This is a genomic window from Frankia sp. AgB32, from assembly GCF_023243045.1.
Taxonomy (GTDB): Bacteria; Actinomycetota; Actinomycetes; order Frankiales; family Frankiaceae; genus Frankia.
Window position 1 is genome coordinate 58,668 of the sequence record NZ_JALKFX010000003.1, and the last position, 12,113, is coordinate 70,780.

11 protein-coding genes are annotated in these 12,113 nt (G+C 71.9%); 8 read left to right on the forward strand and 3 right to left on the reverse strand.

Annotated elements, in window-relative coordinates; genetic code table 11:
- Positions 1 to 3: 3 nt before the first annotated feature.
- Entirely contained in the window at positions 4 to 1,302 is a 1,299-nt protein-coding gene (locus MXD60_RS01800) for a nicotinate phosphoribosyltransferase (RefSeq protein WP_248817119.1), read from the reverse strand.
- A 291-nt stretch (positions 1,303 to 1,593) separates the two neighbouring features.
- Between MXD60_RS01800 and MXD60_RS01805 the strand changes: the two genes are divergently transcribed.
- From MXD60_RS01805 to MXD60_RS01840, 8 genes are all read left to right on the forward strand, one after another.
- Positions 1,594 to 1,839: a hypothetical protein gene (locus MXD60_RS01805; protein WP_248817024.1), complete on the forward strand. Its 246-nt coding sequence runs from the start codon at positions 1,594 to 1,596 to the stop codon at positions 1,837 to 1,839.
- 148 nt (positions 1,840 to 1,987) lie between these two features.
- Complete coding sequence (relB, locus tag MXD60_RS01810) at positions 1,988 to 3,484, forward strand: type II toxin-antitoxin system RelB family anti-toxin (RefSeq protein WP_248817025.1); 1,497 nt, start codon at positions 1,988 to 1,990, stop codon at positions 3,482 to 3,484.
- 8 nt (positions 3,485 to 3,492) lie between these two features.
- Complete coding sequence (locus MXD60_RS01815) at positions 3,493 to 4,488, forward strand: NAD-dependent epimerase/dehydratase family protein (RefSeq protein WP_248817026.1); 996 nt, start codon at positions 3,493 to 3,495, stop codon at positions 4,486 to 4,488.
- A 111-nt stretch (positions 4,489 to 4,599) separates the two neighbouring features.
- Entirely contained in the window at positions 4,600 to 4,881 is a 282-nt protein-coding gene (locus MXD60_RS01820) for a hypothetical protein (RefSeq protein WP_248817027.1), read from the forward strand.
- Between the two features lie 414 nt (positions 4,882 to 5,295).
- Complete coding sequence (locus MXD60_RS01825; RefSeq protein ID WP_248817028.1) at positions 5,296 to 5,730, forward strand: transporter; 435 nt, start codon at positions 5,296 to 5,298, stop codon at positions 5,728 to 5,730.
- On the forward strand, positions 5,727 to 7,934 hold the full coding sequence (locus MXD60_RS01830; RefSeq protein ID WP_248817030.1) for an ABC transporter permease: 2,208 nt from the start codon (positions 5,727 to 5,729) through the stop codon (positions 7,932 to 7,934). The genes MXD60_RS01825 and MXD60_RS01830 overlap by 4 nt, the downstream gene beginning before the upstream one ends.
- Positions 7,931 to 8,779, forward strand: a complete 849-nt coding sequence (locus tag MXD60_RS01835) for an ABC transporter ATP-binding protein (protein ID WP_248817032.1) — start codon at positions 7,931 to 7,933, stop codon at positions 8,777 to 8,779. The genes MXD60_RS01830 and MXD60_RS01835 overlap by 4 nt, the downstream gene beginning before the upstream one ends.
- Positions 8,776 to 9,453, forward strand: a complete 678-nt coding sequence (locus tag MXD60_RS01840) for an ABC transporter ATP-binding protein (protein WP_248817034.1) — start codon at positions 8,776 to 8,778, stop codon at positions 9,451 to 9,453. Before MXD60_RS01835 ends, MXD60_RS01840 begins: the two co-directional genes overlap by 4 nt.
- Positions 9,454 to 9,613: 160 nt before the next feature.
- On the opposite strand, the gene MXD60_RS01845 is transcribed toward MXD60_RS01840, so the two are convergent.
- Both MXD60_RS01845 and MXD60_RS01850 read right to left on the reverse strand, forming a co-directional pair.
- Entirely contained in the window at positions 9,614 to 10,966 is a 1,353-nt protein-coding gene (locus MXD60_RS01845) for an ABC transporter substrate-binding protein (protein WP_248817121.1), read from the reverse strand.
- Positions 10,967 to 11,084: 118 nt separating this feature from the next.
- Complete coding sequence (locus MXD60_RS01850) at positions 11,085 to 11,813, reverse strand: hypothetical protein (RefSeq protein WP_248817035.1); 729 nt, start codon at positions 11,811 to 11,813, stop codon at positions 11,085 to 11,087.
- Positions 11,814 to 12,113: the final 300 nt, after the last annotated feature.

Below are 12,113 nucleotides of genomic sequence, written 5' to 3' on the forward strand. Positions count from 1 at the left end.
GTCTCAGTGCCGGGTGGTGTGCACCACAGGCAGGCAGGGCTGGCCGAAGCGGACGTCGCGGGCCGTCGGCGGGAGGGCCGCGAACGCCCGGGCGTGATGCTCACGGGCCCGGCGGGTGCCCGCCGCCCCGGTCAGCCCGTCGTCGACGGCCCTGCCGTCGATCATGATCGGACGCAGCAGCTCGCGGTCGGCGCCGGCGACCGGCACGGGCGCGGCGGGGGCGGGTGCGGCGGCACCGGGCAGGACGACGTCCGCGACGGCCCGGCCGCTGGGGTCATGGCGGCGCACGACCCGCTTGCGGCCACCGCGGGAGCTCTTGCCCACCGACCGCTTCGCCACGGCGGCGCCGTCGACCTCGACAAGCTTGTAGACGAAGCCCGCCGTGGGCGCGCCCGACCCGGTGACCAGGCTGGTGCCGACCCCGTAGCCGTCGACGGGCGAGCTGGCGAGCCGCGAGATCGCGTGCTCGTCGAGATCGCCGGTCACGATGATCCGGGTGCCGGTGGCACCGAGGGCGTCGAGCTGGGCGCGGCCGGCCGTGGCCTGCGCGGACAGGTCGCCGCTGTCGATCCGGATGGCGCCGAGCCCGGGGCCGGCGGCGGCCACCGCCGCGGCGATGCCCGCGGGGACGTCATAGGTGTCCACCAGCAGCGTCGTGTCGGCCCCCAGGGCGGCGACCTGGGCCGCGAACGCGTCGGCCTCGCTGGCGTGCGCCAGGGTGAACGCGTGGGCGCTGGTGCCGACGCTGGGGACCTCGAACGTCCGCGCCGCCTCCAGGTTGGAGGTCGCGGTGAAGCCGGCGAGATAGGCCGCGCGGGCGGCGGCGACGGCGGCCGCCTCGTGGGTCCGCCGGGAACCCATCTCCAGGCATGGACGCCCGTCCGCGGCGACGACCATCCGCGCGGCGGCCGCGGCGATGGCACTGTCGTGGTTGAGCACGGACAGCACGAGCGTCTCCAGCAGGACGGCCTGCGCGAACGTGCCCTCGACGGCGAGGACCGGCGTGCCGGCGAAGAAGGGCTCGCCCTCGGCGAAGGCGTGGATGTCCCCGCGGAACCGGTAGTCACCGAGCCAGTCCGCGGTGGCGTCGTCGACGGCGCCCGTGGCACGCAGCGCGCTGGTCTCGGCCGGGCCGAAGCGGAAGTCGGCGAGGGCCGCGAGCAGCCGGCCACTGCCGGCGAACACACCGAAGCGACGACCGGGCGGGAGGGAGCGAGTGAAGACCTCGAAGACCACGTGTCGATCTGCCGCACCTGACCGCAGCGCGGCCCGCAGCATCGTCAACTCATAGTGATCGGTCATAAGGGCCGTGGACACCCGGAACACGGTAGGGACGACTACGGCCAGATGCGCGTCAACCACGCCCCCGTCGGCCAACCGGCGGGCCGGGGTTCGCGGAACCGGCCGCGTGTTGGTCCAGCGGTGAGACGGCGGTCCTCCCCCATGATGGCTCTCACCACCCGCCCGGCCCCACCGTCAGCACGACAGCCGTTCAGCACGCGAAGCCAGCCGGATTTCCGCCACCACGAGACGACCGGGAGTGCCGCGACGTGACGACGCCCGTGATCGCGGAGTACCACGTGCCGGCGGTCATTGACCGGGACCACAACTGCCGCGCCGGGTCACTATGCGATCGTCTTCCTCGTGGACCACAGCAATGCGGGTATCTTCCTCGTCGTGGTGGGTGGCGCGCTGCTCGCGCTGCTGGTGTTCGGCTCTCGCGCGGGACGCGGTATCGGCCGGGATGTCTGGAGCCGGATCCGCTTCTTTCGTTGGATACTCGTGGCCATCATCATCGTGATCATCTGGGACCTACACGACGGGCTGCCCAACCAATGAAGGCGCAACTGTGGACATCGCCTCCGAATAACCCATGGCAATGGAGATGTTGCACAACGGAGTGGTCGATTTATGCCAGTGCGCTCCTAGATGCCCGGCTAGTTATGCTCACTTCGCGTAACACGGTTGCCGGACGAGAGGACAGCGGGTGACTGGTCAAACCTGGCTCTGGACGCCGCCGCGGGCCACTCCAGCCAGTGTCGGCGTCGGCCAGCTCCTGAAGGCCTACCGGCAGGCGCACGGCCTGACCCAACAGCAGCTCGCCGACCGGCTGGGCTTCGACCAGTCCTATGTGTCGAAGGTCGAGAGCGGCCGCCGGGCCATCCACGACATCTCCACCCTGCGTCACATCGCCCGCAACCTCGCGCTGTCCCCCGAGGACGTGGGGCTCGCGCCGGGAGCGATGGCCGACCGGCGCCGCGACGCCGGCCCGCGCAGCGCCGCGGCCGAACAGGTCGCCGCCAGCCAGCGCGCCTGGCGGTTGACCCGCGACCACCTCAACCACCACCGCATCAGCCTGGCGCGCGCCGCCGTGCGGCTGTACCCGGAGTCCGACCGGCTCGGCAGCGGGCTGCTCGCCCGGCCGGGCTGGGTCTGGGACCGGCCCGTCGACATCGACGAGGTCAACCTGCGCTGGAACGACCAGGTCGCCCCGCCACTACTCAAGGGGGACGAGCCGGAGACGGCCGGCAGCCGGCCGCTGCACGGCGGGGGCAACCCGCAGGCCCGCTACCAGCGCTACACCCGGGCGATGCGCGACCTGGACCGCCCGACGCTGTTCGAGAACCGGCTGAGCTTCCGGCTGCTGGGCATCAGCGGCGACGGCGGCGCGCCGGCCTCGCCCGACAACCGGCCGACCCTGAGCTTCGGCCACACGACGTACTTCGACGCGGTCGACGTCTGCGAGACCGTCGCGCACGAGGCCGCCGCCGCGATGGCCGGCTCCGGGCTGTCGTGGCCGGCGCTGCCGTTCCGGGCCCGCATCGGCAACCCGTTCGACTTCGGCCGCCGGGTGGCGCTGCCGTCCGTCAACACCTTGACGATCCGGCATGACCGCAACGGTCAGGCGAGCTTCTTCCTGCACCGGCGCAGCGCCGGATCGGTCGCGACCGCGGGCGGCGTCTACCACGTCATTCCGGCCGGGGTGTTCCAGCCGTCCGGGATCACCGCGACCCACCACAAGGCCGACTTCGACCTGTGGCGCAACATCATGCGGGAGCTCAGCGAGGAGCTGCTCGGCAATCCCGAGCACGACGGCAGCTCGTCCAGCGCGATCGACTACGCGACCGACGAGCCGTTCCGTTCGTTCGAGGAGGCGCGCCGCGCTGGCACCGTGCGCGTGTCGTACTTCGGCATCGGCCTCGACGCGTTGACCTTGTTCGGCGAGATACTCACAGTTGTGGTCATCGACGCCGACGCCTTCGACAAGTTGTTCGGCGGCATGGTGCAGAGCAACACGGAGGGATCGGTCGTCACCGCTGGGCCGAACCGCGCGGTGACGGAGGGCATCCCGTTCACCCACACCGCCCTGCGGCGCCTCGTCGACACCGAACCGATCGCGCCGTCGGCGGCGGCCTGCCTGGAACTCGCGTGGCGCCACCGGGAGACTCTGCTGCCCGGCCTGCGCATGCGGACGGCGCACTGATCCGGGATATGCGCGTCCTGGTCACCGGTGCGTCCGGCTTCATCGGCAGCGTGGTTACGGACGCGCTCGCCGGTGCCGGTCACACGGTGACGGCGATGGTCCGCGACCGCTCGTCGGCGCCGGCCTTCGCGCCCGGCGTCGAGGTGGTGGCCGCGGATCTGCTCGAACCCGGGCAGCTCAGCGCGGCCGGGGTGGCCCGCGGGTTCGACGGGGTGTGCCACCTCGCGGCGCTGACCCGGGTGCGGGAGTCCCGCCTGGCGCCGCTGCGCTACTTCCAGGCGAACCTCTCGGGCACCGCCAACCTGCTGACCGCGCTGGAGGTCGGCACCGAGCGGACCGGGGTCGCCCCGGCGTTCGTGTTCGGCTCCAGCTGCGCGGTCTACGGCGACGTCGACCTCACCGGGGTGCCGGAGAGTCGCCGGCCGGACCCGTCCAACCCGTACGGGGCGTCCAAGCTCGCCGCCGAGCGGCTGCTCGGCCACCAGGCCGGCACCGGCCTGCTCGGCGTGGTCATCCTGCGGTCGTTCAACGTGGCGGGCGCGGTCGAGGGCCACTTCGACCACGACGACAGCCGGATCATCCCGGCGGCGATCGCGGTGGCGAGCGGCCGGCGGGACGTGTTCCGGGTGAACGGCGACGGGCAGGCGCTGCGGGAGTACGTCCACGTCGGGGACATGGCCACGGCCTACCTGCGGGCGTTGGACGGCGCCACGAGGGGGGGCTGCGCGGTCTACAACGTGGGCAGCGGCGTCGGGGTGAGCGTCCTGGACGTCCTCGCCGCGGTCGGCCGGGTCAGCGGCCGACCGGTGCGCCGGGAGAACTGCCCGCCGGTGGCGGAACCGAAGGCGCTCATCGGCGACAGCCGGCGCATCCGGGCGGAACTCGGCTGGAGCTCGCCGCGGTCGAGCATCGACCGGATCGTGGCCGACGCCTGGCACCACGGCCGGGCTGCCGGCGGGACCGGCGTGCCACCTCGGCAACGAAATGTACCGATCATCACCTGAGTTCCGCTCAGCACCGGGCCGCCGCGATACCCGCATCCGGGGCTACCGCACACCGTGGCCACCCCGTAGCCTGTAGCGAAATGTCATCCGACCCCTGAAGGGCTGGCTGTGATGGCGGTGGACCGACCCGTGGGCCTGCGGCCCTGCCACGTCTACGACTACGACGGCGACTACCTGGGCTCGTTCACCACCTGGTCGGCCGCGCACGAGTGGGCCCACCTGCAGGCGGCGATGGGCGGCGTGCAGGGGCCGCTGGAGATCGAGGACGAGCGGGTCGGGCAGCGCCGCCGGGTCTGGGTGGATCGCTGCGCCGAGAACCTGGAGAGCGCCACGCTCTGTGACGTACTCGACGGGCCGACCTTCATTCCCACCCAGCCGCGCCCCGCGGACTGACCCCATCCGGCCGGATCGGTCGGGACCAGCCCCCTGCCGCGCGGGGTCCGTCCGGCCCCCCGGCGGGTCCTCGAACCGGACTGCCCCCAGCCGCCGGCACCGGCGCCCACCAGGCCAGACGCGACATCCGCGACCGTCCTGGGTCGACATCCGCGCCCATTCGTTCCATGCTGTCCGCGAGCGGACATACCACTCGGTGTCGCCGCAGGTCGCCTATTCTCAGACAACGGATGCGACGAAGCCTCCCGTGCCGCCGGAGCTCGCCGAGAACATCCTTGGGCCACCCGACAGCACACCTGTGCAGCTCCGCGCACTAATCTGACGCTGTCGTGCCGAGGACTCATGTCCCGGACGGGCACCACGTGGGGCGGTGCCCGCGCGACCGATGACGAGACGCTCCTGGGGGAGACGAAAGTGGACGAGCAGACCGCTGGGACCGGTAACCCGCGGCCCACCTCGCGCCTGGTGGTCGACGTGGTGCGCGCGCTGCGTGGATGGGTGGTGGCGGCGGCCGGCGGCGTACTGCTTCTCGGCTGCTACCTGGGGGTCTCGAAGCAGACGGATGTAGCCCTCCAGCTACCTTACGTGGTCTCAGGGGGCTTCGGAGGTCTCGCGCTTGTTCTGATCGGCAGCGCGCTGCTGGTCGCCGACCGCGTCGACGCCGCCCAGGCCGCGCAGGCCCGCACCAAGGGACAGATCGACGATCTGCACTCCCTGATCATCGCGGCGGCCACCGCCGGCATCGAGGATGAGCGCGCCGGCTCCCCCGCCCATGCCTCCTACCAGGGCCAGCAGCCGCCCGCGCAGGCGCCGAACTCGTACGTCAGCACGCCCGGCCATCGGGGGTGACCAGCGTCGACCTGGCGCTGGCCGGGATCTCTCTCGGCGCGATCGCCGCGCTGTCCGGGATCGGCCTGCTCGTCACCTACCGCACCAACGGCGTCCTGAACCTCGCCCAGGGCGGCATCGCCACCCTGGTCGCGTACGTGTTCCGCGAGATGGTCGTCGAGTGGAGCCTGCCGAAATGGCTGGCCGCCGTGATCGCGCTCGCGGTGGTGTCCCCCGGCATCGGGCTGCTGCTCGAACGGTTCGTCTTCCGGCCCCTGGCCCGCCGGCGGGCCTCGGCGGCCGAGTCACTCGTCGCCAGCCTGGGCGTGCTGGTGCTGATCCTCGGGATCGTCGCCGGCATCTGGGGCCTGGGCTCCCGCAGCGACGCGCCGAACATCTTCCCGAACTCCTCGGTGCGACTGTTCGGCGAGACCCGGATCGGCATCGACGCACTCGCCGAGCTGCTCATGGTCGTGGTGTTCACGATCATCATCGGGCTCATCGCCGCGCGCACGGCGTTCGGCCGCCAGATCCGGGCCGTCGTCGACGACCGGCAGCTCGCCGAGCTGTCCGGCGTCCCCGCGGACCGGGTCGCGGCCGCCGGCTGGGCTGCCGGCACCACCATGGCGGGCCTGACCGGCGTCCTGCTCGCTCCCCGCTTCCAGCTCACCCCGTACGGGCTGACCCTGCTGGTCCTGGAGACCTTCGCGGTGGTCGTGGCCGCCCGACTGGCGAGCATGCCGGTCGCCGTGCTCACCGCCCTCGGCATCGCCATCCTGCAGAGCGAACTCAAGCAGTTCACCCTGCACGGCGACGCCGGGCAGATCCTCACCGTGCTCCAGTCGAACCTGTTCATCGTCGCGCTGCTGGTCCTGCTGCTCGCCGTGCCGAAGCTGCGCGAGCTGGGCAGCGGTGACTCCGGCGCGACGGCGAGCTTCTCCAGCCGCGGCGCCCCGCCGTCGGGTCGGGTCAGCGGCGTCCGCTTCCGCCAGGACTACCTCGGCAAGCTCGGCGGATTCGCGCTGCTCCTCGCGCCGCTCACGTTCGCCCCGGCCGACCTGCGCTCGGCGTTCATGGTGCCGGCACTAGGTCTGATCTTCCTGTCGATGGTGATCGTCACCGGCTACAGCGGGCAGCTCTCGCTCGGCGTCGCCGGCTTCGCCGGCCTCGGCGCGCTGCTGTCCCTGAAGCTGGCCAACGGCAACCTGTTCGGCCTGCCGGCGATACCCGGCATCTGGTCGATGTTCCTCGGCGCCCTGCTCGTCGCCCCGGTCGGCCTGGTCACCGGGTATCCGGCGATCCGCCGCCGCGGGCTGACCCTGGCGCTCACGACCTTCGCGGTCGGCGCGGTCGTCAGCAGGTTCGTCTTCGAGCAGCCCACCTTCGCCAACGGCCTCTACCTGGACCCACTGAAACTGTTCGGCTGGGAGCTCTCGGAGAAGGCCTACTACGTCTTCGAGCTGGTCTGCCTCGGGATCGGCCTGCTCGTCGTCCGCAACCTGCACCACGGCCGCCTCGGCCGGGCGCTGCTGGCCGTGCGCGACGACTCCAGCGGCGCGGCGGCGGTCGGCGTCGACGTGCGCAACCTCAAGCTGCTGGCCTTCACCGTCTCGGCCGCCGTCGCCGGGCTCGGCGGGGCGCTGCTGGTGCACTCCAGCTACTCGTTCTCCCCCGACGACTTCGCGCCGCTGCAGAGCCTGCTGTGGTTCACCGCGGTCGTCGTCTTCGGTGCCGACAGCGCGGCCGGCGCGATCATGGCCGCCGCGTTCATCGTCACGATCGACGTGCTCGCGCCAGCGGGATCCTCGACGCTGGCGATCGGCATCCTCGCGCTGGCTCTCGGCTGGATGCCCGGCGGCCTCGCCTCCGCCGTGCGCGGCATGCTGCGGCTGTTCGCGCAGCACCTCGCCGACAGTTTCGTCGACCCGAACCAGCGCGCGCCCCGCCCGGTGCCGGTGCGTATCTCCGCCGGCGGCCACCTGCCGGCGACGACCGGCATCACCGGCGCCTCCGGCATTCCCGGCGGCGGCGCCACCCTCGGCGCGGCCCGCGCCGGCCACTACAGCCAGTGGCCGCTGGGCGCCCAGCGAGCGGCGCCGAGCTCCGACCCGCGGCTGACCCCGTTCGGTGCCGACCTGGTGAGCGTGGTCCAGCAGTACGCCGCGAGCCGCCAGCGGGCCGTGATCCGGCAGCCCGCCGCCCACAGCCAGGAGGGAACGCGATGAGCCGGGGCGTGCTGCAGGCCGTCGGCCTCGTCCGCCGCTACGGCGGGCTGACCGCCGTCGACCACGTCGACCTCGTCGCCCCGCCCGGCATGATCACCGGTCTGATCGGGCCGAACGGCGCCGGCAAGTCGACGCTGTTCAGCCTGCTGACCGGCGTCGAGCAGCCGGACGAGGGCCAGGTCATGCTCGGCACCACCGACATCACCACGATGCGCCCGGACATCCGCTCCCGGCGCGGGCTGGTCCAGACCTTCCAGGTGCCCTCGCTGTTCCCCACCCTCACCGTCGCCGACAACCTCCTCGTCGGCGCGGAGAACCGCCGCCGCGACTACGCCGGCGGCCTGCTCGGCCTGTCCGCGCAGGGCCGCGGGCGCATCAGCCGGTCCGCCGAGCGGGTACTCGAACGCCTGGGACTGGCCCCGAAGGGCCCGGTGATCCAGATCGTCGAAGAGGTGCTGGACTCCCTCGGCCTGTCCGACGTCCGCGACACCATCGCCGGCACGCTGCCGACCGGCGCCCTGCGGCTGGTGGAGTTCGCCCGCGCACTGTGCGCGCAGCCGGACATCCTGCTGCTCGACGAGCCGGCCAGCGGCCTCGACGCCGCCGAGACCGCCAAGCTCTCGGAGCTGCTGCGCCGCACGGCGGCCGACGGCGTCGGCATCCTCATCGTCGACCACGACGTCGACCTGGTGTTCTCCGTCGTCGACCAGGTCTACGCAATGGTCGGCGGCCGGGTCGTCGCCGCCGGCGACCCGGAGACGGTCCGCAACGACCCGACCGTGCGGTCGGTGTACCTGGCGCAGGCGCCGCTCGCCGCCGCCGGGCAGTCCGGGGAGGGCCGATGACCACGGCGACCGTCGAACTCCAGCTGTCCGGCGCCCGCGCCGGCTACGGCACCGTCGAGGTCCTGCACGGCCTCGACCTGGCCATCCCCGCTGGGAAGGTGACCGCGCTGCTCGGCACGAACGGCGCGGGCAAGTCCACCACGCTGCGCGTCCTTGCCGGTCTCATCCCGCTGCGCTCGGGCACCCTCACCTGGCGCGGCGAGGACATCACCCGGCTGTCCACCGTCGACCGCGCCCGGCGCGGTCTGATGCTCGTCCCCGACGAGCGCGCGGTGTTCGCCACCCTGTCGGTCCGCGACAACCTGCAGATCATCGCCGAGGCGAGCGGCCATCCCGACATCACCCCCGCGCTGGAGTCGTTCCCCCGCCTGCGGGAGCGCCTCGGCCAGCGGGCAGGGTCGATGTCCGGCGGTGAGCGGCGGATGCTGGCGCTGGCGCGGGCGCTGCTCGCCCGGCCCTCGGTGCTGATGGTCGACGAGCTGTCCCTCGGGCTGTCCCCGAAGGTCGCCGGCGACCTGTTCGGCTGGCTCGCCACGGTCGCCGCCTCCGGCACCACGGTGCTGCTCGCCGACCAGTACACCGAGCAGGCCCTCGCCATGGCCGACCAGGTCTACGTCCTGCACCGCGGCGAACGCTCCTTCGCCGGCACCCCCGCGCAGTTCGCCACCGCCTGAGCCCAACCCCGGCCCCACCCCGGCCGATCAAGGTGTTCCGCGGCGCACACGACAAGGCCCCGGCCGATCAAGGTGTTCCGCGGCGCACACGACAAGGCCCCGGCCAGGACCGGCGCCGAGGCGCGGTCCTGGCCGGGGCCTTGTGCCGGAGCGGCCGCTGTCAGCCGGCGGAGTAGGGCAGGTTCGGAACGTCGTAGCAGGTCGTGTTCATGTCCTTGACCTGGCTGACCCAACCGCCCTTGCCACCGTTCGCCGAGTCCTGCCAGCGAGTGATGTTCACGCAGTTGTGTTCCTGGGCCGGTGGCTGCGCCAGCGCCTTGAAGGTCCGGTTCGCCGAGATGAGCAACCCGTGGCCGTCATAGTCCTTGCCGCTGGTCATGTACGCCTCGACGCACTTGCGGGTGACGTCCACGCCGCAGGACCGGATGGCGTCGGTCAGCCACTGGGCTGACGCGTAGCCCTCCATCATCCACAGGTTCTCCTTGGCCACCTTGTCGGGCGAGGATGCCTGCAGAGCCTTCTGGTAGTCGGCCACCGCTGGAATGCTGGTGTCGTCATAGTTCGCCGACTGACTGCTCGAGTAAATCGTGTTACGGCAGTTCGGCGACGCGCTGTACACCTGGTCGATGTTGTTCGCCATGCCCTGCGCCGTGGCCACCTTCGCCTGCAGCGGCATCTTCTGGCTCTCGATGGCACCACACAGCTGCGCGTTGCCGCCGTCGTCCATCGCGTCGAAGACCACCTGCACGCCGCGCCGCTTCAGGTCGAGCACCGCGGAGTCCCAGCCCGGGGCACCCAGGTTGATCTCTTCCTGGACGACGGTGAAGCCTTCCTTCTGCAGGCCGTCCGCGATGGACTTGGCGTAGCGCTGCGACTGGGCGACGTTGTAGTACACGACCCCGGCCACGTTGGCGTGCAGGTTTTCCTTCAGCCACCGGTAGGTCTCGGTGCCCGCGTAGAGCGTGCCGTTGTAACCCGGACGGTCACCGGTGCGCGGGTAGTAGCTGCCGTAGATCGAGTAGAGGTGCGGGTACTGGTCGTACTCGGTGCCGACCGGCTGCCCACCGATGTCCGGCACAGACTTGGAGTTGATGTACTGCGCGCCGGCGTAGTTGAACGCGGTGACGCCGGCCAGCGCGAACACCTTGTCGTCGTCGACCAGCTTGTGGGCGCACTTGACGTTCTCGTCGCCGGAGCCCTTGTCGTCGCACTCGTCGAGGTTCACCGTGCGGCCGTTCACGCCGCCCGCCGCGTTGAGCGCCTTGAAGTATGCCCGTGCGCCGTACAACGACGCGGAGAACGTGTCGGGCCCGAACTGGCTGCTCAGGCCAGCGATCGTGCCAACCTTGATCTCGGTGGGGGTGACCCCGACGTCGGAGGCGGTGTTGTTCGACGCGCTTGACGCCGTAGAACTGGCGCCTGTTGTCGACCCGGTGCTACCAGCCCGGCTACCGCAGGCGACAAGCACAAGCGATGACAGGATGGCGACGGCGACGAGCGACTTCGCTCGCATGGACATGCTCTCCCCTGGTGTGTCGGTGGCACCCGACCGATACGGCTGGAGGTACGTGCCTGGGCGCGGTCAGCGCTGACGATGGCCGCGATGCCACCGAGAGCCACGCACAGTTACATCACCCTGCGTTGCGTACGAACATGCGGCGCCACCAGCTTCGACGCACCGGCGGCGTGCTGCCGCGTTCCACCGGTGTCTCCTGCGCGGACGGGATACTCCTTCCGTCCGCTCCGTCCTCACCCTCGGCCGCTTCCCCGCCGTCAGCCGAGCCGACTTCACTGTCGGTAGCCGAGGCCACAGCCTGGGATGGAGGCGACGCCGGCTGGCCCGCGCGCTGCGCGCCTACTCCGACCGCAGAGGAAACCGCCTCCGTCCCGGAAGGCTCGGCTACCGTACCGCCAGCGGGTTGCACCGGCACCATCGCATCACCGGCCGGGGCTACCGGCGGAATCGGGGCCGCTGGCGCCATCGTGGTGCCCAGCATCGCCATCGCCTCGTCGAGCGCGGCCAGTGCCTGACCGAGCGCGGCCACCGGGTCCTCGTCCGGCTCCGCTGCCTCGGTCGACGGCTCCGGACCGGCCGCTGGGGCCACCTCGGGCGCGATCTCGATCACCGGCTCCGACTCAGCCACCAGTGCCGGCATGATCTCGGTCACCGGCTCCGGTTCGATCGCCGCAGCCGGCTCTGTCGCCGCCTCGGGCTCGGGCTCGACCGCGGACACCGCCTCCGCCTCAGCCGCCACCGGCGACTCGACTTCGGCTTCCACCGTCGGCTCGATCACCGGCTCAGCCACCGCCTCCGGCTCAGCCACCTCCTCCGGCTCAGCCACCTCCTCCGGCTCGATCACCGGCTCGGGGGCGGCCTCGGCCGTGGCCGCCGGCTCCGCCGTCGGTGGGTCGCTCGGGGGCGCGGGGACGGAAGCAGGCTCGGCCGGCAAGGGTTCGACGGACGGCGCGACGACGGCGCCCACGCCGACAGCCGCGACCTCGGTCTCGGTCTCGGAGGCCGGAGGTGCGGAGGTCGATTCCGCGGCCGGCGCCAGCCGGTTGGTAATCAGACCGCCCGGGCCCGGCCTGCGGCGCAACTGTCCTGTTTGCGCGAGTCGCCGACAAGCCTGGTTCACCGAACCCCGGCTCGCGCCGATGGC